Source organism: Microbacterium ureisolvens (assembly GCF_015278315.1).
Classification (GTDB): Bacteria; Actinomycetota; Actinomycetes; order Actinomycetales; family Microbacteriaceae; genus Microbacterium; species Microbacterium ureisolvens.
In genome coordinates this window covers 26783-46711 of record NZ_JADIJE010000019.1, presented here as the reverse complement: position 1 = coordinate 46711, position 19929 = coordinate 26783, and the positions used below count along the sequence as shown (strand labels likewise).

Here is a 19929-nt window from a genome sequence, read left to right as displayed (position 1 = left end):
GGAAGCTAAGCCTCTCAGCGCCGATGGTACTGCAGGGGGGACCCTGTGGGAGAGTAGGACACCGCCGGACACCCATTCACGGAATGGCCACCCACACCCTGGGTGGCCATTCCGCGTTAACGGCCCCATCCGCGTCGGTAGACTCGAGGGATGCCGGCGCTCGATCTGTCCCTTTCCTCCGTCGATCTCACCCGCATCATCTGCGACATTCCGAGCGTCTCGGGCGAGGAGCAGACGCTCGCGGACGCGGTCTTCGACGCCGTCTCGGCGCTCGGTCATCTCGAGGTCTACCGCGACGGCGACACCATCGTCGCGCGCACCCACCTCGGCCGGGCGCAGCGGGTCGTCATCGCCGGGCACATCGACACCGTGCCGATCAACGGCAACGTGCCGACGCGAGACATCGAGCTCGACGGCCAGCCCTTCATCTGGGGTCGCGGCACCGTGGACATGAAGGCGGGCGTCGCGGTGCAGTTGAAGCTCGCCGCGGAGCTGTCCGACCCCCGCGTCGACATCACGTGGATGTGGTATGACCACGAAGAGGTCGACGCCGACCTCAACGGCCTGACCCGCCTGGCCCGCACGCGGCCCGACCTGTTCGCCGGCGACTTCGCGATCCTCGGCGAGCCCTCCAACGGCGAGGTGGAGGGCGGCTGCAACGGCAACCTTCGCGCGATCGTTCGCACCGACGGCGTGCGCGCGCACAGCGCGCGGGCGTGGATCGGCGAGAACGCGATCCACAAGGCCGCACCGATCCTCGAGCGCCTCGCGGCGTACGAGCCGCTTCAGGTCGAGGTCGACGGACTCGTCTATCGCGAAGGCCTCAACGCCGTCCGCATCAACGGCGGGGTGGCGGGCAACGTGATCCCCGACCTCTGCGAGGTGGAGGTCAACTACCGCTTCGCCCCCAGTCGCGGCGTCGAAGAAGCGGCGGACCATGTACGCGAGGTGCTCGCGGGCTTCGACGTCGAAGTGGTGGATGCCGCGGCTGGCGCCCGACCGGGTCTCGACGCGCCGCTGGCACAGGAGTTCCTCTCCGCCGTAGGTGCCGAACCACGCCCCAAGTACGGGTGGACCGATGTCGCCCGTTTCAGCGCGCTCGGCGTTCCCGCCGTCAACTACGGACCCGGCGACCCGCACCTCGCCCACCACGACGAGGAGCGGGTGCCTCTCTGGCAGATCGAGGCGGTCCAGCAGGGCCTGCGCGCGTGGCTGGCAGCCGGCTGACGACGGTCGCGGAGGCCGCGCCCGCGTCGCACGGTGCCGTCGCGGTGCGGGTGGCGGTGATCTACGCCGCCGCGCGCGCGGTCACGACGGCGTTCCTCTTCCTCGCCGCGGAACTCTCCGGATTCGGCTCGAGGATGGGCGCCGACGCCGACATCGCCGACACCATCGTCGCGTGGGACGGCGCCTGGTACCAGTACGTCGCACTGGTGGGGTACCCCTCCGAGCTGCCGCGGAACGAGGCGGGCCAGGTGGCAGAGAACACCTGGGCCTTCATGCCGATCTATCCCTACCTGGCGAAGTGGGTCGCCGTGCCGTTCGGCACCTGGGCGAGCGGAGCGATGATCGTCTCGCTCGTCGCCGGGTACGGGGCATCCCTCATCCTCTTCCATCTCCTTCGGACCCGGCTCGATGACAGGTCCGCGCTGTGGGCGGTCGCGTTCTTCGCGAGCGGCCCGCTCGCCGCCCTGTTCCATGTCGGGTACGCCGAGTCGCTGAGCCTCCTGTGGCTGTTCGCCGCGCTGTGGTGCGTGATGCGACGGCGATACGTCTGGCTCTACGCGCTGATCCCGCTGATGGGCTTCACGCGGCCGGGGGTGCTGGCGTTCTCCCTGTTCCTGGCGCTGTACGGCGTGTGGCGCTGGCTCGGACGACGACGCGAGCCGCTGCCGGCGTCCGAGATCGCGCACATCATCGCGCTCGGCCTTCTCGCAGCGGCAGTGGGCTTCGCGTGGCAGTGGATCGCGGCCGCGGTGACCGGGGTGCCCGACGCCTACCTTGCGACCGAACTCGCATGGCGACGCAACTGGCTGCCGGGCGAGGCTGCGTTCACGCCCTTCGAACCGTTCCTGGAAGGCGTCCGCTTCTGGTGCGAGACCGTCTGGCACATCCCGGCGTGGGTCGGCTACGCCGGACTCGCGGTGATCGTCGCGGCCGTCGCGGCGGCGCTCCTCTTCCTTCCGCAGGTGCGCCGGCTCGGCGTCGAGATCCGCCTCTGGAGCGCCAGCTACCTGTTCTACCTGCTGCTGGTGTTCTTCCCGCAGTCGAGCATCTTCCGCCTGCTGGTGCCGCTGTCGCCCCTGTGGGGTGCATTCGCGGTTCCCCGCTCGCGCCTGTGGAGGGGAAGCGTGCTCGTGGCCTGCCTTGTGGGGCAGTGGTGGTGGATCTACAACATGTACGCGCTCGGCAGCAACACGCAGGTGCCATAACGCCGGATGACGGATGCCGCTTTCCCCAGGCGTGCCCGGGGCCCGTGCCCTCACGATAAACTTGATCCGCAGACCATCGATGAAAAGGAGCCGCAATGGCAGCCATGAAGCCGAGAACCGGAGACGGGCCGATGGAGGCCGTGAAGGAGGGTCGACTCATCATCGTGCGCGTGCCGCTCGAGGGAGGCGGTCGCCTCGTCGTCTCGGTGAACGACGCTGAGGCCAAGGAGCTCTACGACGTTCTGGGCGGCGTCGTCAACGCCGCGTAGTCGCACGTTATGCGAACGGCCGGTCCGATCGGACCGGCCGTTCGCGTTCGTGCGTACAGGTCAGTTCGTGGGCACGGTGGTCAGCTGGAGCAGGCCTTCGCCGGTGATCGACAGGGCCCCGATCACGGCGGGCGAGGCCTGGGTCTCCTGGATCAGCGACCGGTAGGCGGTGGTGACCGGGTCGCGGCGGACCGGGTCGGCGACGGCGCCGCCGGCGAGCACCCGCGGCACGAGCACCGTCCCTCCGGCACGCACGAGCCGCAGACCGTGCTCGACGTACTCGATCACGCCGTCCGGGTCGGCGTCCACGAGGACGATGTCGTACGACGCCTCGTTCATGCGGGGGAGCACCTCGGCCGCGCGACCGGTGATGAAGCGCGCGCGGGCGGGAGGGATGCGCGCCTCGGCGAACGCCTGGCGTGCTGCTCCGAGGTGCTCGGGCTCCTTGTCAATCGTGGTGAGGGTCGCGCGGGGCGAGCCGTGCAGCAGCCAGAGGCCCGAGACACCGGCGCCCGTCCCGATCTCGACGATGTTGAGGGCCTGCGATGCCGCGGCGAGCACGGCGCACTGCGCCCCGATCGCCGGGCTGATCGGTGAGGCGCCGAGCTCGAGAGCGTGCGCGCGGGCGCGCGCGATGTGCTCCGGCTCGCTCGTCGCCTCGTCGACGAACCGCTGGTTCGCGTTCTGCTCTGCCATCCTGACCCTCCGCCCGCAAGCCTACGCGGCCCGGCGGCGCGGGCCGCACAGGCGCGGCGGTAACCTGATGTCATGATCTTCGGCCTCACGATCGAGAAGCTTCTGCTGATCGGACTCGTCGCGGCACTCATCCTCGGACCCGAGCGTCTGCCGCGCTATGCGGAGGCGCTCGCCGGCTTCACCAAGCGGGCCCGGGAGTGGGTGACGACCGCGAGGACGCGTGTGCGCGACGAGATGGGCGAGGACTTCGACGACGTCGACTGGCGCACACTCGATCCGCGTCAGTACGACCCGCGGCGCATCATCCGCGAAGCGCTCCTCGACGACGCACCGGTGGCGAGCGTCAATGCCGCCCGGACCGCCCAGCTGTCGGCTCCCACGCCCCCCACACCGCCCGTGAAGTCGCCGTTCCGAGGGCCGGCCGACGGGCCGACGCCCTTCGACAGCGAAGCGACCTGACCCCGCCCGTCAGCGCGGACGGAAAGGCAGGGGCTTGCCCGAGAGCCCGCGCGGACTGCGCGCGAGCGCGGCCGCGAGGTCGGCGATGGCCCGTGCGGCGGGGTCGTCGGGGTGGGCGATGACCGCCGGGGTTCCGGCATCCGCGTCCGTGCGCAACGTGGGGCTCAGCGGCACCGACGCCAGCAGTGGAACCTCGGAGTCCGCATCGGAGAGCGCGGCGGCGACCGCGGCCCCGCCGCCCGAGCCGAACAGGTCGAGAGTGGTGCCGTCGGGCAGCGCCATGGCCGCCATGTTCTCGACCACGCCGATCACACGCTGCCCGGTCTGGCGGGCGACCAGGCCGCTGCGCACCGCGACCTCCGACGCGGCGGTCTGCGGGGTCGTCACGACGAGCACCTCTGCGTTCGGCAGCAGCTGGCCGACCGAGATCGCGACGTCGCCGGTTCCCGGCGGCATGTCGAGCAGCAGCACGTCGAGGTCGCCGAAGTACACGTCGGTGAGGAACTGCTGCACCGTGCGGTGGAGCATCGGGCCTCTCCAGGCGACGGCTCCCACGGCCGCGTCGCCCTCGCCCCGGCGCAGGAACATCCCGATCGAGATGACCTTCACGCCGTGCGCCACCGGCGGCAGCATGAGATCGTCGACCCGCGTCGGCTGGGGGACCGTTCCGTCCGCGGCGACGAGTCCCAGTTGACCGGGGATGGAGAAGCCGTGCACGTCCGCGTCGATCAGCCCGACCGCGAGGCCCCGCTCCGCGAGCGCGGCGGCGAGGTTCGCCGTGACGGTCGACTTGCCCACCCCGCCCTTGCCGCTCGTGACGGCGATCACCCGGGTCAGGGTGCCGGGACCGAACGGCATCTCGCGTGATCGCCCGCCGCGCAGACGCTCGGTCAGCGCGTGCCGCTCGGCCGGCGTCATGACGCCGACCTCGAGCGCGACATCCGTGATCCCCGGAACGGATGCCGCGGCCGCACGCACGTCCGCGGCGATGCGGTCCGCGGCGGGGCAGCCCACGATCGTCAGGGCGATCGCCACGTGGGCGACCGACCCGTCGACCGTGATGTCGCGCACCATGTCGAGCTCGCCGATCGGCCGGCGCAGCTCGGGGTCGGGCACAGCGCCGACGGCGGTGCGGACGGCGTCCGCGGCGGGCGCGCTCATCGCGCGGCGCCGTCCTCGACCTCGGGGGCGCTCTCCAGTCTGTCCTGGAGTGCGCGCAGCTCGGTGCGCAGCACGTCGCGCGTGACCACCTGGTCGGCGAAGTCGTTCACCGCCATCCGCAGCGCCACGACCTCGCGGGCCAGGTACTCGGTGTCGGCCAGGTTGCGCTCGGCGCGCTGGCGGTCCTGCTCGATCTGCACCCGGTCGCGGTCGTCCTGACGGTTCTGCGCGAGGAGGATCAGGGGCGCGGCGTAGGAGGCCTGCAGCGACAGGATCAGGGTCAGCAGCGTGTAGTTGTACTCGCGCGGGTCGAACTGGAGCTCGCGTGGCGCGAAGGTGTTCCACGCGAGCCACACGACCACGAAGATCGTCATGCCGATGAGGAAGCCGGACGTGCCCATCGCACGCGCGAAGGACTCGGAGAACCGCCCGAACCTGTCGCTGGACTGCTGCGGCGTGCGCTGCAGCATTCCACCGCGGCCGCGCGGGGCGTCGAGGGAGGGGCGGCGGGTGTTGCGTGCCATCAGCGCCTCCTCCCCGCGGACGGCTTGCCAAGGGTCAGCGTGCCTGCGGTCGTGGTGGGTACGGGTTCGGATGCCGCGCGTTCACGCTCCTCGGCATCCTGCGATCTCCAGTCCTCGGGCAGGAGATAGTCGAGCACGTCGTCGACGCTCACCGCGCCGACCAGCCGGTGGGCCGGGTCGACGACCGGGAGCGAGACGAGGTTGTAGGACGCGAGCAGACGCGCCACCTCGGCGGCCGACGCCGTGGCGGGGATCGGATCGAGCGTGTCGTCGATGATCGCGCCGAGCCGCTCGTGCGGCGGGTAGCGCAGCATCCGCTGAAAGTGCACGGTGCCCAGCAGCCGCCCAGTCGGCGTCTCGTACGGCGGGAGCGTCACGAAGACGGCGGCCGCCAGCGCCGGGTGCAGCTCGTGCCGGCGGATGAGGGCGAGCGCCTCCGCGATCGTCGCATCGGCGGACAGCACGATCGGCTCGCTCGTCATGAGACCGCCCGCGGTGTCGGGGCCGTACTTCAGCAGCGCGCGGACGTCCTCGGCCTCCTCGGGCTCCATCAGCTCGAGGAGCTCCTCACGCTGTTCCTCGGGAAGCTGGCCGAGCACGTCGGCCGCGTCGTCGGGTTCCATCGCGTCGAGGATGTCGGCGGCCCGCTCGTCGTCGAGGGCCTCGAGGATGTGGACCTGCTCCTCCTCGGGCATCTCTTCGAGGGCGTCGGCGAGGCGGTCGTCGGGCAGCTCCTCCACCACTTCGAGGAGCCGCTCCTCGGGCAGGTCGAGCAGGGTGTTCGCGAGGTCGGCGGGACGCAGCTCCGAGTAGGTGGCGACGAGCTGCTCCGCCGACTGCGCCTCACCCGGCACCTGGCTCTCGCGCACGGCATCCCAGTTGGCGAACGTCGTCGGCCCTTTGGCGAACGGCGACGCGCTCGTCTTGGGCTTGCGCAGGAACAGCTGACCGACATCCCACTCGCCGAGGCGGTTGCGCTCGATCGCGACGTCTTCGATGACCGCCGTACCGGAGCCGTCGGCGAAGAACACCTTCCGGCCGAGCATCTCGGCCATGACGCGCACCTCGCCGCCGCGCTGCTGGAAGCGGCGGACGTTGATGAGGCCGGTCGTGATGACCTGGCCGGTGGCGATCGAGGTCACCCGCCCGATCGACACGAAGACGTGGCGGCGGCCGGGGATCTCGACGACGAGTCCGATGACGCGCGGCGGATCGTCTTTGCGGTAGATGACGACGACGTCGCGGACCTTGCCGAGACGATCGCCGGCGGGGTCGAAGACCGAGCACCCGGACAGGCGCGCGACGAAAACCCTCTGCGTGCTCACACGTCCCAGCGTAGTCCGCGTGCCGTGGGAGGATGGGGAGATGACCATGATGGGTGGGCGCGGCCCGAAGGGCTCCGAGGCGGTCGGTCAGACCGTTGCGAGCTTCCCCACGTACGAGGCGGCGCAGAAGGTGGTGTCCTCGCTCATCGCGGCCGACATCCCCGCGCGCGACATCGCGATCGTGGGGCAGGGGCTCCGTTCGATCGAGCGCATCACGGGCCGGCTCGGCTACGCGGCCGCGGCGCGCTCGGGTGCCGTGAACGGCCTGCTGCTGGGTCTGCTCTTCTCCGCGATCCTCGTCATCGGCTCCCCGTCGGTGCCGATCCAGGCGTTCGTGGGCGTCCTGTTCGTCGGCATCGCGATCGGCATGCTGATGAGCATCGTCGCGTACTCCTTCGTGCGCCGCCGCCGCGACTACGCCTCGGTCATGCAGGTCGTCGCCGACCACTACGAGATCACCGTCACCGACAACAGCGTGCATCGCGCGCGCCAGGTTCTCGGGCCGCAGGGCGCCGTCGCCGCGCCCGCGACGCCGCAGGCCGCCGCGCCGGCCGTACCCACCCCGACGACGCCCGATGAACCGCCGCGCTACGGCGAGCGGGTCGCGCCGCAGGCCGAGGCCGCCGCCGCTGAGAACACAGAGCCGGCGGAACCGGCGGATGCCGCGACAGGCGCAGACGCCGGCGCAGACGCAGACGAGCCCCGCGACGCGGCCGAGGTGACGGGCGAGGCGCGCTCCGAGGACAGCCCGAGGGCATGAGCCCCGACGGCGCCGGCCCGGTTCTGCAGCCGCTGCGGATCGCCGTCGCGCTGCCCGCGGGCGGCGTGGAGGTGTCGGCCGACCTCGTCTCGCCCGAATCCCCCTGGGCCTTCGCCGGACTCGCGCACGGCGCGGGAGCCGGGTACCGGCATCCGTTCCTCACCGGCTTCGCCGACGCGCTCGCGCAAGCGGGCGTCGCGACCCTTCGGTTCAACTTCCCGTACGTCGAGGCAGGACGACGGATGCCGGGACCCGCGGCTCACGCCGTGCTCGCCTGGACGGCGGTCCACGCGGCCCTCGTCGAGCACGCGGCGGGCAGACCCGTGGCCGCGATCGGCAAGTCGTACGGCGGGCGGATGGCATCGATGGCGGCTGCGGAGGGCGCGATCGATCCGTCAGGCCTCGTCTACCTCGGCTACCCGCTTCATCCTCCGGGCAGCCCCGACAAGGCGCGCACCGCGCACCTTCCGGACGTGCCCCAGCCGCAGCTGTTCGTCGAGGGCACCAACGACCCCTTCATCGATCCTCACGAGCAGCTGGAAGAGGCCGTCGCCTCCTGCCGCGACGCGGAGGTCGTGTGGATCGAGGGCGGCGGCCACTCCTTCGAGGTGAAAGGGCGCAAGCGCCCCGCTGGGGAGATCGCAGCCGAGCTGGCACCCCTCGTCGCCGACTGGCTGCGCGCGCGTCACTCCGGCGCGGGTCCCGTGTAGCGGCCGCGGGGGCGCAGCCGCATCGGACGCTCGTCGTACTCGTCGACGGCGTGCGAGATCCACCCGGCGATACGGCCCATCGCGAAGACGACCGCTCCGGCGTCGTCGGGCATTCCGGCCCAGAGCGTCAGCGCGCCCAGCGCCAGATCGAGATTGGGCGCGGTGTCGGCGCGGCGTGCCACCTCGGCGGACACCTCGTCCACGGCGGTCAGCACGTCGGTGGCGCCCGGAATCCCTCCCAGCAGGTCGAGGAGCACCGTTGCGCGCATGTCGGCACCGCTGTACAGCGGCTGACCGAAGCCGGGGATGCCTCGCCCGCCGTCGCGGACGGCCCGGGCGATCGCGGCGGGGGCAGCCTCGCCGTCCCGCACGGCCCGCAGCATGCGGGCGGCGGATCGGCTCGCGGTGCCGTGGAGCGGCGCATCGAATGCGCCGAGGGCCGCCGTCACCACGGCATAGCCCGAGGCCCGCGCCGACGCGGCGATGCGCGCGGCCAGCGTGGAGACGGCGAGGTCGTGGTCGATCACGAGCACGAGCGCGGCATCGACCACACGAGGTCCGTCGGGGTGGTCGGCACCCGCCAGCGCTCGCCACAGGGTGGCCGCGACCGGGCCGCACTCACCCTCGTCCGCGAGGGCTGCGGGGAGCCCCGACACGAGCCGCCACCCGATGCGGACGAGGTGCTCGGGGGCGGGGTCGAGGCGCAGCGGATCCGCAGCGGCGAAGGCGGTGACGCCGATGAGGAGCCGGTCGAGAGGAGTCGCGCCGTCCGGGAGCGCGGACATGGCGCGGCGGGCGATCGCCAAGTCGTCCGGCGTGGGAACGGGCATCGGAGCAGCGCCCCACAGCCACGCGAGCACGGCCTCGAACGACTCCGTGCGCGCGAGCTGTGCGACGGACCGGTCTCGGTAGAAGAGCTCGTCGTCGTCGATGTGCGCGAGCGAGGTCTCGAGCACCATGAGAGGAGTGCCGGCGGCGGTGGCGCGCGGCGCAGCCGCCGCCGGGGTGCGCCGGCGTCGCCGCGCGAACGCCTCGACCTCGAGCGGGTCGAACCACGAGCCCGCGGCGTCCCGCACCCGAGAGAGCTGTCCCCGAGACACGTAGGCGTAGAGGGACTCCGGCTTGACGCCGAGCCGCGCCGCGGCTTCTGCCGCGCTCAGCCGGGGGAGTTCGTTCATGTTGATCCGATCAAGATTGACGAAGTGGCGATCAAGTTCCGACACTGACTGTAGCGGGATCGCGCGTCCGACATCGAGATGACGCCGCCCTGCACGACAAAGGAGACGAGATGAGCACCGATCGACCTTCGCCGTTCGAGGCGCCGCGAGGACTCGCCGGCGTCATCGTCGCCGACACCGCGGTGAGCGACGTCCGCGGCGCAGAGGGCTTCTACCAGTACCGCGATCGTTCGGCGATCGAGCTCGCCGCCACCGCGACCTTCGAGGAGGCCTGGCAGCTCTTGGTCACCGGAGAGCCGGCGAGCGAGGCCACCAGTCCCGCGTTCGCCGCCCGGATCGCCGGCGCCACCGACGCGCGTCGGGCAGACCTCGATTCCGTCGTGGATGCGGTGAGCGCTGCGACGCCGGACGTGCTCGCCGGGCTCGCAGCAGCGTGGCCGCTGCTGGGCGCGCGGCGCGGCATCCGTCCCCTCTACGATCTCGACGAGGATGAGCGCCTGGCCGACGCGATCGAGCTGGCCGCCGCGACGCCGGCCCTCGTCGCCGCTCTGTGGCGCCGTGGCCGCGGCGAGCAGCCGCTGCCGGCACTGGACGGCCGCGGGGTCGTCGCGAACTACCTGCACCAGGTCACCGGGGTCGTGCCGGACGCCGAGACGGAGCGCGCGCTCACGGCCTACCTGATCGCCGTCATGGATCACGGCTTCAACGCGTCCACGTTCACCGCGCGCGTCATCGCGTCCACCGGTGCGGATGCCGCAGCCTGCCTCGTGGGTGCGCTCGGTGCGCTCACGGGGCCGCTCCACGGCGGGGCGCCGTCGCGGGCGCTCGACGGGCTGGACGCCGTCGGCAGCGCCGACCGCGTCGAGCCGTGGATCCGCGGCGAGCTCGGCGCCGGCCGACGGCTCATGGGATTCGGTCATGCGGTCTACCGGACCGCCGACCCGCGCGCCGAGCTCCTGAAGCGGGTCGCGATGCGCACGGGCGGACCGCGCGTGGATCTGGCGGTCGAGTTCCAGGAGACGGCGGAGCGGCTCCTCGCCGAGGCGAAGCCGGGGCGCGAGCTGCACGCCAACGTGGAGTACTGGGCGGCGCTCGTCATGGAACGGTGCGGTCTGCCGCGGTCGATGTTCACGCCGACCTTCGCCATCGCCCGCACGATCGGGTGGACGGCGCACATCCTCGAGCAGGCGCGCGACCCGAAGATCATCCGTCCGTCGGCGCGCTACGTCGGTCCGCCCGTCCGCGTGGTCGCCGCGTGACCCACGCGGTGCGCACGGGGCGCGTCGCCGGTCAGCGACCGGCGGCGTATCCCTGCATGCCGCGCGGATTGGCCGCACTCCACAGCACGCCCGACGCGGCGTCGCGTCCGACCGCCGACACGCGCCCGAGGGTCCAGTCGCCCGCTCGGGTGACGACGTGCCCGCGGCGCTCGAGGCCCGCGATGAGCGCGTCGCCGAGCCGGTCCTCGACCACGGCTCCGGCCGGCGTCCACGTGCGCGGCCAGAACGATTCCGGCAGCGACGTCGTGTGGAGCGCGGGGGCGTCGATCGCCTGCTGCGGCGAATAGCCGCCGACGATGATGCGCAGCAGCGCCAGCAGCTGCCATTGGTCCTGCTGGTCGCCGCCCGGCGATCCGATCGCGAACTCCGGGGTCCCGTCCCTCAGCACCAGCGTCGGCGTGAGCGTGGTGCGGGGCCTGCGGCCGGGAACGAGGGACGACGGATGCCCCGGCTCGAGCCATGTCATCTGCAGGCGCGTGCCGAGGCAGAAGCCCAGCGCGGGGACGGTGGGGGAGGACTGCAGCCAGCCGCCTGACGGCGTCGCCGAGACGATGTTGCCCCACCGGTCGATCACGTCGAGGTGACACGTGTCGCCGCGCGTCTCACCGCTCCGCGCGACCGTGGGTTCGCCGGTTCCCACGGCCGGCGCGTCGTACGACGTGCGCAGCGGCGGGCGGTAGGCGGTGCGCCCGGGCAGGGCTCCGGGCCGGAACTCGGCGGACGCCGTCGGGGTGATGAGCGCCCGGCGCTCATCGAGGTAGTCCGCGGCGAGCAGCGCGTCGAGATCCACGTCGTCATCGCCGAACCAGCCGTCGCGATCGGCGTAGGCCAGCTTCTGCGCTTCGAGGATCGTGTGGGCACCCGCCTCCTGCGATGGGTCGAGGAGGTCGTCGGCGAGCGGCTCGAGCAGTCCCAGGGTCTGCAGCAGCGCCGGCCCCTGCGTCCACGCGCCCGCCTTCGCGATCGTGCGCCCGCGGAACTCGCGCGTCACCGCCTGTTCGTAGCCCGCGTCGAAGCCGGCGAAGTCGTCCGCCGTGATGACGGCCGCATGCGAGCCCCCTCCCGAGTGGACGTGCGGCTGCGCCAGGAACGTGGATGCCTCGTGGGCGACGATGCCCGTCTTCCACTCGCGCCGCGCGGCGTCGATGCGAGCCGCCCGTCCGACGGGCCCGTCGTCGCGGACGGTGCACGAGGCGTGCACAAGGGCGTCCAGGACGGCGGCGTAGGCCGGATTGCGCACGACCGCGCCCGGTGCGAGAGGTTCGCCGTCGGGCATCCAGAGCGCCGCCGAGGTCGGCCAGTCGCTCTGGAACAGCTCCGCCACGCGCGCGATGGTCGCCGCCGCGCCGGCGACCAGCGGGTGTCCGTCCCGCGCGTAGCCGATCGCATAGGCGAGGACGTCGGTCAGCTCCCACGTGCCGTGATCGCGCAGCAGCAGCAGCCAGGCGTCGACCGCACCCGGCACCGCCGCGGCGAGTCCGCCCGCGCCGGGCACCAGCTCGAGCCCTTCGCCGCGGTAGTGGTCGATCGTTGCGCCCGCGGGCGCCGGACCCTGACCCATCAGCACCGTCGGGGCCGCGGCATCCGCCGTCTGGAAGATGGCAACCAGGTCGCCGCCCGGGCCGTTGAGGTGAGGCTCGACGACGTGCAGCACGAACGCCGCGGCGACCGCGGCGTCGAACGCGTTGCCGCCGCGCTCGAGCACGGCCTGCGCACTGGCCGTCGCGAGCCAGTGCGTCGAGGCGGACATGCCGAACGTGCCTGTGAGCGTCGGGCGCGTCGTGAAGGGCGCGGGAGCGGTGTAGTTCGACAAGCTTCGAGATCCGGTGTGAAGGCTCAGCGGCGGCCCTCGGCGATCCAGGCCTCGACCTCATCGGCCGTGCGCGGGATGGCCGCCGACAGGTTCACCGGCCCGTCGGCGGTCATGAGGATGTCGTCCTCGATGCGCACCCCGATGCCGCGGTACTCCTCGGGGACCGTGAGGTCGTCGATCTGGAAGTAGAGGCCGGGCTCGATCGTGAAGACCATGCCGGGCTCGAGCAGGCCGTCGTAGTACATGTCGCGGCGAGCCTGGGCGCAGTCGTGCACGTCGATGCCGAGGTGATGGCTCGTCCCGTGCACCATGTAGCGACGGTGGTGACCGCCCTTGTCGGCATCGAGCGCCTCCTCGGCCGAGACCGGCAGCAGGCCCCATTCGGCGACGCGCGTCGCGATAATCTGCATCGCCGCCTCATGGATCGAGCGGAACTTCACGCCGGGCCTCGCGGCGGCGAACGCGGCGTCAGCCGCCTCGCGCACCGTCTCGTACACCTTCCGCTGCACGTCGGTGAACCGGCCGCTCACCGGGAGGGTCCGCGTGATGTCGGCGGTGTAGAGGCTGTCGACCTCGACACCGGCGTCGATGAGGATGAGGTCGCCGGGCACCACGGCGCCGTCGTTGCGCGTCCAGTGCAGATAGCAGGCGTGAGGGCCGGAGGCCGCGATCGTGTCGTACCCGACCGCGTTTCCGTCGCTGCGCGCCCGCTGGTGGAAGACGCCTTCGACGACGCGCTCGCCGCGAGCGTGCTCGATGATCGCCGGAAGGTTCGCGACGATGTCGTCGAAGCCGTCGGCGGTGACCTGCACCGCGAGCTCCATCTGACCGATCTCGTAGGAGTCCTTGATGAGGCGGAGTTCCGAGACGAACCGGGTGAGGTCGTCGTCCTCGTCGAGCACGAGGTCGCCGTCGCCGGACTCGAAGTCGTCGATGTGCGCCGTGGCGAGCCCGAGGTCGGCGGCGACGCCGGTCAGGGCAGGGCGGGGACCGATCCAGAACTCGCCGATCGAGGCATCCGAGTAGAACTCGCTCGTGGTGCGGTCGGCGCGCTCGCGGAAGTAGAGCGTGACGTCATGGCCGCCGTGCGCTCGCGGGTCGAACACGAGCACCGCGCCGGGCTCGGCGTCGGAGGCCCACCCCGTGAGGTGCGAGAACGCCGAGTGCGCGCGGAACGGGTAGTCGGTGTCGTTGCTGCGCTGCTTGAGCTCACCCGCGGGGACGACCAGGCGCTTGCCGGGGAAGGCGGCCGAGACCGCGTCACGGCGAGCCGCCGCGAACGGCGCCTGCGCACGGGCCGGCGGGGTGGACTCGGGCCGCTCGGCCCAGCCGGTCGAGATGGTGTCGAGGAAACCCTGACCGTACGGCTGGCGACGATTGGTGCTGGTCGAGGGCGAGGGCTCGGTGGAGGTCTCGGTGGTGCTCGTGGCTCCCGGGGACTGCTCGGCGGCTGCGCTGCTCATGCAGACAGTCTCGCACGCGCGCCGACGGCAGGCAGGGCTCAGACGGCGGGCTCGTACTGGACGATCAGCGGCCGGTGATCGGAGCCGGAGCCCGAGTCGTCCATCGATCGCAGCACGAGTGATCCGCTGGCGCGCCACTGCGACGTCGCCATGATGTGGTCGATCGGTGCGCCGAGGATGGCCGGCACGTTCGAGGACCACGTTCCGAGCGCGCCGTTGCCGGTATCGACGGCGGCGTCGGTGCAGTGACCGAGCGTCGCGCCGTCGATGCCCAGACCCGACATGTGATCGACTGTGGCGTTGAAGTCGCCCGCCATGATCACGTTGCCGTCGCCGCACTGGTCGGCGAGCCACTGGAGGTCGTCGCGCCAGCTCTGCATGTAGCTCGGGCGCGGCGCGACGGCGTGGGCGGCCACCACGATAGGCCCTTCGCCCGACACCGGCATGGCCACGGCGCTGGGCACCGTGGAGGTGTTGCTCGTGCCGTCGAGGGAGGACTCGATCACGGCGTAGTCGCCCATCTCCGGCGAGATGAGCAGCGTGGTGGAGCCCGCGTCCCACTCGGTCGAGGGGTCCTCGGCGTGATGCGCCCACATGCGGTGGCCGAGGTCGCGCATGGCCAGAGCGACCCGCTCGCCGGTCTCGATCGTGGTCTCGGGCAGCGCCACGATGTCCACGTCCATCGCGACGGCGATCTTGGCGATCGTGTCGGGCGGGGTCGCCGGGCCCGCGGTGTTCCAGGTCATCACGCGGATGCTGGCGTCGGTCTTCGTCGGAAGCGGATCGGTGCCGAGGCCGCCGCGCGAGGCGAGCACCGCGACGTTGGCCACCGTGGCGACCCCGGCGATCACCGCGATGGAGAAGAAGAAGGCGCGGAGGGGCCGGGCGATCGCGAGCAGCAGCGCGAGCAGCGTCGCGACCGCGAAGGCCGCCGCGAGGAGGCCCCGGAACGACACGATCTGGGCGACCGGGTACAGGCGCTCGACGCGGAAGAAGCCCGGGAAGGTCAGCACCGCCGCGGCGATCGCGCAGAGCACCGCCGCGAGGATCCCGAGCAGGCGAAGCACGACGGCGACTCTATGCGAGCAGGCTGGGAGATCCGTCAGCGCGACGGGCGTGGCGCCGGACGGCACCCCTGTCGCCACCCGGTCGGGCGCTACGCTCGGAGGATGCCCGGACCGTCCCCGCGCCCCTCCGACCCGTCGCCGTCGCGGCGCGCGGAATCACGGGGCACGCCGACCCGGCGCTTCGAGGGACCGAGCGACCTTCACCTGCACTCGGCGAACTCCGACGGGACGCAGCCTCCCGCCGAGGTGATGGCCTCGGCGCATCGCCACGGCATCCGCACGGCGGCGCTCACCGACCACGACACGACGTCCGGGTGGGCGGAGGCGGCAGAGGCGGCGACATCGCTGGGCATGACCTTCGTCCCGGGCATGGAGCTCTCCGCTCGGCACGAATGGCGCAGCGTCCACGTGCTGGCCTACCTCCCCGATCCCGACGAGCCGGGGCTGCGCGCCGAGACCTCCCGCATCCGTTCGTCACGGCTCGACCGCGCTCGCCTGATGGCCGACCGCATCTCGCGTGACTACGACCTCGTCTGGGACGACATCCTCGAGCAGACCACCGACGGGGCGACCGTCGGGCGCCCGCACATCGCCGACGCACTGGTCGCACGCGGTCTCGTGCGCGACCGCGCCGAGGCGTTCGCCGGGATCCTGAGTCCGGGCGGGGACTACTACGTCGCGCTCTACGCGCCCGACCCCGTCACGGCGGTGTCGCTGGTCGCGGGTGCCGGGGGAGTGCCGGTGATCGCGCACCCCGCCTCCCGCGGCGGGCTGCTGCCGATGCGCCTGCTGGAGCGGATGCTGGACGCCGGCCTGGCCGGCTTCGAACTGGGCCACCGCGAGAACCGGAACCCGGGGCTGTCCACGCTGCGCGACCTGTGCCGAGAGCGCGACCTCATCGTCACCGGCTCGAGCGACTACCACGGCCTCGGAAAGCCCAACCAGCCCGGCGAGAACACGACCGCAGACGACATGGTCGCGCGCATCATCGATCGCGCAACGGGAAGCGCCCCCGTCTACCCGTGAGGGCGGACGAGGGCGCTTCAGAGCGGACGGATGCCGCGACCCGGCCTCAGCCGGACGCGCGGGCTCGTCAGCCCAGGGCCCTGGCCTTCAGCGCGTCGTACTCGGCCTGCGTGATGGTGCCGGCGTCGAGGAGCGTCTTCGCCTTGGCGATCTCGTCGGCGGGGCTGGCGGCGGAGCCGGCGACGGACTTGATGTACGCGTCCTGCGCGCTCTGCAGCTCCGAGGCCTCCTTCGCGCTGCGCTTGGCCATGCCGTTGCCGCGGGCGATGAGGTAGACCAGCAGCGTCAGGAACGGCACGAAGATCAGGAAGATGATCCAGATCGCCTTCAGCCAGCCGTTCAGCTTGTGGTCGCGGAACAGGTCGGCGATGACGGCGAACAGCGCGAACAGGTACGCCATGAAGAAGAAGATCCAGAGGAACCACCAGATGATGTCCCAGAACGAGCCCCAGAAGCCCTGGTACTCGTAGGCGGTGTTGACTGCCTCGATGAAGCGCACGATATGCCTTTCTTGACTGCGAGGTCACGGCGCCACGTGCGCCGTCTGCGCTCACCATAGCGCTGTCGCGGTGCCGTATGACGGCACCGCGACGCGGGGTGTCGATTCAGGCGCCGACCGCGGCACCGCCGGTCGGGGCGCCGCCGCCGCTGCCACCGCGGCGCCGCCGCCGGCGACGCGGAGCCGGCTTGCCGTCGTGGTGCTCCTTGCCTCCGCCGTCGTGCGTGCCGCCGCCGTCGCTGGAGCGGTCGCCCTCGGAGCCCGCTTCCGTGCTCTGGCCGTGCGATCCTGCGGCTGCGCCGCCGTCGGCCGTCTCGAAGGTCGAGCCGACGCGGTCGGCCGACCCGCCCGAGCGGCGGCGACGCCGACGGCGCGAGGCGCCCTGGCCGTTCGTCTCGACCTCGGCTGCGGCATCCGTCGCCTTCTCGGGCTGGACGCGGACGGCCTGGGTCTTCGGCGCGGTGCGGATGCGGCCCTTCGTGCCCTCGGGGATGTCGAGGTCGGAGTACAGGTGCGCGCTCGACGAGTAGGTCTCGACGGGCTCGGGCTGCCCGAACTCCAGGGCGCGGTTGATGAGGGCCCACTTGTGGAGGTCCTCCCAGTCGACGAAGGTGACCGCGATGCCCGTCTTGCCGGCGCGGCCGGTGCGGCCCGCGCGGTGGAGGTAGGTCTTCTCGTCGTCGGGGATGGTGTGGTTGATGACGTGGGTCACGTCGTCGACGTCGATGCCGCGCGCGGCGACGTCGGTCGCGATGAGGACGTCCTTCTTGCCGGCCTTGAAGCCCGCCATCGACCGCTCGCGGGCCTCCTGGCTCATGTCGCCGTGGACCGCCCCGGCGTTGAAGCCGCGGTCGTTGAGCTCGTCGACGAGCTTCTGGGCGGCGCGCTTGGTGCGGGTGAAGATCACGGTCTTGCCGCGGCCGTCGGCCTGCAGGATGCGCGCGATGACCTCGTCCTTGTCGAGCGAGTGGGCGCGGTAGACGAGGTGACGGATGTTGGCCTGCGTGAGGCCCTCATCGGGGTCGGTCGCCCGGATGTGGATCGGGTTGGACATGAACCGGCGCGCGAGGGCGACGATCGGGCCCGGCATGGTGGCCGAGTAGAGCATCGTGTGACGCAGCGCCGGCACCTTCGAGAAGATCTTCTCGATGTCGGGGAGGAAGCCGAGGTCGAGCATCTTGTCGGCCTCGTCGAGCACCACCTCGGTCGCGTTCGACAGATCGAGGAGGCGCTGGTTGTTGAGGTCGATCAGGCGGCCCGGCGTTCCGACGACGATCTGCGCGCCGGCCTTGAGCTGGTCGATCTGGCCCTCGTACGCCTTGCCGCCGTAGATCGCCACGACGCTGGTCGAGCGGTTCGAGGTGAGCATGTCCATGTCTTCGTAGACCTGGACGGCCAGCTCACGGGTGGGGACGACGATGAGCGCCTTGACGCCGGGGGAGGGGTCCAGTCCCAGACGCTGGACGACGGGGATGCCGAAGCCGAACGTCTTGCCCGTGCCGGTCTTGGCCTGGCCGATGATGTCCTGTCCGGGCAGCCCCAGCGGGATGGTCTGCTCCTGGATGGGGAACGCGTCGACGATGCCCTTCGCGGAGAGCGCTTCGACGATGTCCTGATCGACGCCGAGTTCGGCGAAGGTCGTCACGATGTGTGCCTGTCCGGCAGTGGGATGCTGCCTGGGTTCGTGCCCGGGCGCGGGTCCGGCCTCTTCGGAGAGCCGCCGCGCGGGCGGAAGTGCGATCCACGCCCTTCTTTCCCACAGGCGCGGGCGCCCCGATCCGACGCCGGGGCCGACACCCACGATACCGGAGTCTCCCGCGCCAGCACGGAGCCGTCCGCCCTCGTAGGCTTTCGTGCATGGTGAAGTGGTTCTGGGAGAGGCGTGAGACGGGGCGCAAGCTCCAGCTCCGCTCGCGTGACGAGCTGAGCGGCGGCAACCGCGTGGACTTCGAGGAGCTCGCTCCCGACATCGACACGTTCCTGGGTCAGGCCGCCTACCTGCAGCTGGGCTTCTTCGAGACGCTGACCGAGCTCATCCAGACGATCCCCGAGCTCGGCGAGAAGGAGGCGGTGTCGCGCGCGGCCGGCGCCGCCCTGACCAAGCACGAGGCCTTGGTGGCGCTCATCCGCGAGCGCGGCGACGACCCGACCGAGATCATGCGTCCGTTCCGCGAGCCGCTGGACGCTTTCCGGGCGGCCACACACGGCGTGCGGCCGCAGGAGACGATGCTGTCGGTGCACATCACGGCCGGCATGCTGGACGACTTCTATCTCGCCCTGTCGGCCAGCTACGGCGAGACGGGCGACCGCGTGGCGCGGATCCTGCAGGCCGACGACGACCGCCAGGCGATCGTCGAGCTGATCTCGGAGACCATCACGAGCGATCCGGAGTGGAAGTCGCTGCTCGCGCTGTGGGGACGCCGCCTCGTCGGCGACACCCTTCTCATCGCGCGCGCCGCGCTGCGGCCGACGACGCTCGGACGCGCGGAGGAGGAGAAGGTCGAGCCCGTCTTCACCGAGCTGATGGCGGCCCACTCCCGCCGCATGGACGCGATGGGCCTGGCCGCCTGACGGCGGGGCCTACCGGATACGCCCAGGGCTGGCGCGCCGCTGAGGACTCAGCCGATGCCGAGGCGCGCCTTCTCGCGACGGTCATGGGCGACGCGGGCGCGCGAGAGCGCGATGATCGCCGGGTAGGTGACGACGACCGGCACGATGAGCGACGCGAGCCACGGCCACGGCGTGTCGATGCCGACGCCGAGCCACGTGAGGATCGACCAGGCGGCGCCCGCCGACACCGCGCCGATCATCGGCGCGAGGACGACGCCGCGCGTCAGCCGCTGGTGCAGCTGGAAGTGGATGCCGAGACCGATGACCGCCCCGACGATGAAGGCGATGAGGATCTGCACGTCAGGCGACCGCTCAGGCGACGAAGCCGACGCGGCGCGACTCCTCGGAGCCGAGCTCGATGTAGGCCAGGCCCGCGGTCGGAACGATGTACGAGTTGCCCTTCGCGTCGGCGAAGGTGACGTGCGTGGCACCGGCGTCCAGCGCCGCGGCGACGGACTTCTTCACGTCGGCTGCCGGCTCGTTCGTCTCGAAGTTGAGCTCGCGGCCGGTGTTCGCGATGCCGATGCGGATCTCCACGTGACTGACCTCCTGCGCGGGGCGACGGTTTCTCGGCGGAAGGCTGAGGCTCCCCGGACGCATGGCCACTCTACGACACCGGGGAGGGGCGTCCGCCCGCCGTCGGAACGCTCTGGGCGA

General features: G+C 71.7%; 21 protein-coding genes and 1 rRNA gene. 10 read left to right on the top strand and 12 right to left on the bottom strand.

What is annotated here, in order from left to right; translation table 11 throughout:
• The 4 genes from rrf to IM767_RS19680 form a co-directional block, all read left to right on the top strand.
• Positions 1–70: ribosomal RNA gene (gene rrf, locus IM767_RS21245) — 5S ribosomal RNA — on the top strand; the annotation flags it as partial.
• A gap of 80 nt (positions 71–150) precedes the next feature.
• Complete coding sequence (gene dapE / locus IM767_RS19690) at positions 151–1227, top strand: succinyl-diaminopimelate desuccinylase (protein WP_109212041.1); 1077 nt, start codon at positions 151–153, stop codon at positions 1225–1227.
• On the top strand, positions 1209–2432 hold the full coding sequence (locus IM767_RS19685; RefSeq protein ID WP_239453489.1) for a hypothetical protein: 1224 nt from the start codon (positions 1209–1211) through the stop codon (positions 2430–2432). The genes dapE and IM767_RS19685 overlap by 19 nt, the downstream gene beginning before the upstream one ends.
• A 95-nt stretch (positions 2433–2527) precedes the next feature.
• Positions 2528–2701, top strand: a complete 174-nt coding sequence (locus IM767_RS19680; RefSeq protein WP_019179788.1) for a DUF3117 domain-containing protein — start codon at positions 2528–2530, stop codon at positions 2699–2701.
• A 60-nt stretch (positions 2702–2761) separates the two neighbouring features.
• On the opposite strand, the gene IM767_RS19675 is transcribed toward IM767_RS19680, so the two are convergent.
• Positions 2762–3397, bottom strand: a complete 636-nt coding sequence (locus tag IM767_RS19675; protein WP_109212042.1) for an O-methyltransferase — start codon at positions 3395–3397, stop codon at positions 2762–2764.
• 72 nt (positions 3398–3469) lie between these two features.
• Here IM767_RS19675 and IM767_RS19670 point away from each other — a divergent pair, with 72 nt between their 5' ends.
• Positions 3470–3856, top strand: coding sequence for a twin-arginine translocase TatA/TatE family subunit (locus tag IM767_RS19670; RefSeq protein ID WP_109212043.1), 387 nt, complete (start codon positions 3470–3472; stop codon positions 3854–3856).
• Positions 3857–3865: 9 nt separating this feature from the next.
• On the opposite strand, the gene IM767_RS19665 is transcribed toward IM767_RS19670, so the two are convergent.
• From IM767_RS19665 to IM767_RS19655, 3 genes are read right to left on the bottom strand one after another with little or no spacing between them, the layout of a single operon-like run.
• Positions 3866–5017 carry an Mrp/NBP35 family ATP-binding protein gene (locus IM767_RS19665; protein WP_109212044.1) on the bottom strand — a complete coding sequence of 384 codons (1152 nt, stop codon included), beginning with the start codon at positions 5015–5017 and terminating at the stop codon, positions 3866–3868.
• Positions 5014–5541 carry a DUF1003 domain-containing protein gene (locus IM767_RS19660; protein WP_109212045.1) on the bottom strand — a complete coding sequence of 176 codons (528 nt, stop codon included), beginning with the start codon at positions 5539–5541 and terminating at the stop codon, positions 5014–5016. The genes IM767_RS19665 and IM767_RS19660 overlap by 4 nt, the downstream gene beginning before the upstream one ends.
• Positions 5541–6866, bottom strand: a complete 1326-nt coding sequence (locus tag IM767_RS19655; protein ID WP_109212046.1) for a magnesium transporter MgtE N-terminal domain-containing protein — start codon at positions 6864–6866, stop codon at positions 5541–5543. Before IM767_RS19655 ends, IM767_RS19660 begins: the two co-directional genes overlap by 1 nt.
• Before the next feature lie 40 nt (positions 6867–6906).
• Here IM767_RS19655 and IM767_RS19650 point away from each other — a divergent pair, with 40 nt between their 5' ends.
• On the top strand, positions 6907–7626 hold the full coding sequence (locus IM767_RS19650; RefSeq protein WP_239453490.1) for a YflT domain-containing protein: 720 nt from the start codon (positions 6907–6909) through the stop codon (positions 7624–7626).
• Positions 7623–8336, top strand: a complete 714-nt coding sequence (locus tag IM767_RS19645; protein ID WP_109212047.1) for an alpha/beta hydrolase family protein — start codon at positions 7623–7625, stop codon at positions 8334–8336. The genes IM767_RS19650 and IM767_RS19645 overlap by 4 nt, the downstream gene beginning before the upstream one ends.
• On the opposite strand, the gene IM767_RS19640 is transcribed toward IM767_RS19645, so the two are convergent.
• A complete protein-coding gene (locus IM767_RS19640; RefSeq protein WP_109212048.1) occupies positions 8312–9514 on the bottom strand; it encodes a citrate/2-methylcitrate synthase in 1203 nt (400 codons plus the stop codon). The two genes, IM767_RS19645 and IM767_RS19640, sit on opposite strands and share 25 nt — an antisense overlap.
• A 110-nt stretch (positions 9515–9624) precedes the next feature.
• On the opposite strand from IM767_RS19640, the gene IM767_RS19635 reads away from it, so the two are divergent.
• The gene (locus tag IM767_RS19635; RefSeq protein ID WP_109212049.1) at positions 9625–10773 is read left to right on the top strand and encodes a citrate/2-methylcitrate synthase; all 1149 of its coding nucleotides are present in this window, start codon (positions 9625–9627) and stop codon (positions 10771–10773) included.
• Positions 10774–10804: 31 nt separating this feature from the next.
• Here the strand turns inward: IM767_RS19635 and IM767_RS19630 are convergent, their stop codons facing one another.
• The 3 genes from IM767_RS19630 to IM767_RS19620 all read right to left on the bottom strand — a co-directional run bounded on the left by IM767_RS19630 (position 10805) and on the right by IM767_RS19620 (position 15137).
• Positions 10805–12544, bottom strand: a complete 1740-nt coding sequence (locus IM767_RS19630) for a gamma-glutamyltransferase family protein (RefSeq protein ID WP_109212071.1) — start codon at positions 12542–12544, stop codon at positions 10805–10807.
• An 86-nt stretch (positions 12545–12630) separates the two neighbouring features.
• Complete coding sequence (locus IM767_RS19625; RefSeq protein WP_109212050.1) at positions 12631–14070, bottom strand: aminopeptidase P family protein; 1440 nt, start codon at positions 14068–14070, stop codon at positions 12631–12633.
• A gap of 38 nt (positions 14071–14108) precedes the next feature.
• Complete coding sequence (locus IM767_RS19620; RefSeq protein WP_109212051.1) at positions 14109–15137, bottom strand: endonuclease/exonuclease/phosphatase family protein; 1029 nt, start codon at positions 15135–15137, stop codon at positions 14109–14111.
• Positions 15138–15239: 102 nt separating this feature from the next.
• On the opposite strand from IM767_RS19620, the gene IM767_RS19615 reads away from it, so the two are divergent.
• On the top strand, positions 15240–16163 hold the full coding sequence (locus tag IM767_RS19615; protein WP_239453491.1) for a PHP domain-containing protein: 924 nt from the start codon (positions 15240–15242) through the stop codon (positions 16161–16163).
• A 67-nt stretch (positions 16164–16230) separates the two neighbouring features.
• Here the strand turns inward: IM767_RS19615 and IM767_RS19610 are convergent, their stop codons facing one another.
• Together IM767_RS19610 and IM767_RS19605 are read right to left on the bottom strand one after the other, a co-directional pair.
• Complete coding sequence (locus IM767_RS19610; RefSeq protein ID WP_194398957.1) at positions 16231–16662, bottom strand: SHOCT domain-containing protein; 432 nt, start codon at positions 16660–16662, stop codon at positions 16231–16233.
• 106 nt (positions 16663–16768) lie between these two features.
• On the bottom strand, positions 16769–18307 hold the full coding sequence (locus tag IM767_RS19605; protein ID WP_109212052.1) for a DEAD/DEAH box helicase: 1539 nt from the start codon (positions 18305–18307) through the stop codon (positions 16769–16771).
• 212 nt (positions 18308–18519) lie between these two features.
• On the opposite strand from IM767_RS19605, the gene IM767_RS19600 reads away from it, so the two are divergent.
• The gene (locus IM767_RS19600) at positions 18520–19233 is read left to right on the top strand and encodes a ferritin-like fold-containing protein (RefSeq protein WP_109212053.1); all 714 of its coding nucleotides are present in this window, start codon (positions 18520–18522) and stop codon (positions 19231–19233) included.
• 47 nt (positions 19234–19280) lie between these two features.
• Here IM767_RS19600 and IM767_RS19595 read toward each other — a convergent pair whose 3' ends face one another.
• On the bottom strand, positions 19281–19571 hold the full coding sequence (locus IM767_RS19595) for a hypothetical protein (protein WP_109212054.1): 291 nt from the start codon (positions 19569–19571) through the stop codon (positions 19281–19283).
• Positions 19572–19584: 13 nt separating this feature from the next.
• Positions 19585–19809: a DUF3107 domain-containing protein gene (locus tag IM767_RS19590; protein ID WP_045296833.1), complete on the bottom strand. Its 225-nt coding sequence runs from the start codon at positions 19807–19809 to the stop codon at positions 19585–19587.
• Positions 19810–19929 lie beyond the last annotated feature (120 nt).

Excerpts from the sequence above, each read along its gene's own strand:
- IM767_RS19625 (WP_109212050.1), bottom strand. The coding sequence starts at position 14,070 with ATGAGCAGCGCAGCCGCCGAGCAGTCCCCGGGAGCCACGAGCACCACC.
- IM767_RS19660 (WP_109212045.1), bottom strand. The coding sequence starts at position 5,541 with ATGGCACGCAACACCCGCCGCCCCTCCCTCGACGCCCCGCGCGGCCGC.
- IM767_RS19665 (WP_109212044.1), bottom strand. The coding sequence starts at position 5,017 with ATGAGCGCGCCCGCCGCGGACGCCGTCCGCACCGCCGTCGGCGCTGTG.
- IM767_RS19675 (WP_109212042.1), bottom strand. The coding sequence starts at position 3,397 with ATGGCAGAGCAGAACGCGAACCAGCGGTTCGTCGACGAGGCGACGAGC.
- IM767_RS19670 (WP_109212043.1), top strand. The coding sequence starts at position 3,470 with ATGATCTTCGGCCTCACGATCGAGAAGCTTCTGCTGATCGGACTCGTC.
- IM767_RS19615 (WP_239453491.1), top strand. The coding sequence starts at position 15,240 with ATGCCCGGACCGTCCCCGCGCCCCTCCGACCCGTCGCCGTCGCGGCGC.
- IM767_RS19635 (WP_109212049.1), top strand. The coding sequence starts at position 9,625 with ATGAGCACCGATCGACCTTCGCCGTTCGAGGCGCCGCGAGGACTCGCC.
- IM767_RS19645 (WP_109212047.1), top strand. The coding sequence starts at position 7,623 with ATGAGCCCCGACGGCGCCGGCCCGGTTCTGCAGCCGCTGCGGATCGCC.
- IM767_RS19650 (WP_239453490.1), top strand. The coding sequence starts at position 6,907 with ATGACCATGATGGGTGGGCGCGGCCCGAAGGGCTCCGAGGCGGTCGGT.
- IM767_RS19600 (WP_109212053.1), top strand. The coding sequence starts at position 18,520 with ATGGTGAAGTGGTTCTGGGAGAGGCGTGAGACGGGGCGCAAGCTCCAG.
- IM767_RS19680 (WP_019179788.1), top strand. The coding sequence starts at position 2,528 with ATGGCAGCCATGAAGCCGAGAACCGGAGACGGGCCGATGGAGGCCGTG.
- dapE (WP_109212041.1), top strand. The coding sequence starts at position 151 with ATGCCGGCGCTCGATCTGTCCCTTTCCTCCGTCGATCTCACCCGCATC.
- IM767_RS19640 (WP_109212048.1), bottom strand. The coding sequence starts at position 9,514 with ATGAACGAACTCCCCCGGCTGAGCGCGGCAGAAGCCGCGGCGCGGCTC.
- IM767_RS19630 (WP_109212071.1), bottom strand. The coding sequence starts at position 12,544 with ATGTCCGCCTCGACGCACTGGCTCGCGACGGCCAGTGCGCAGGCCGTG.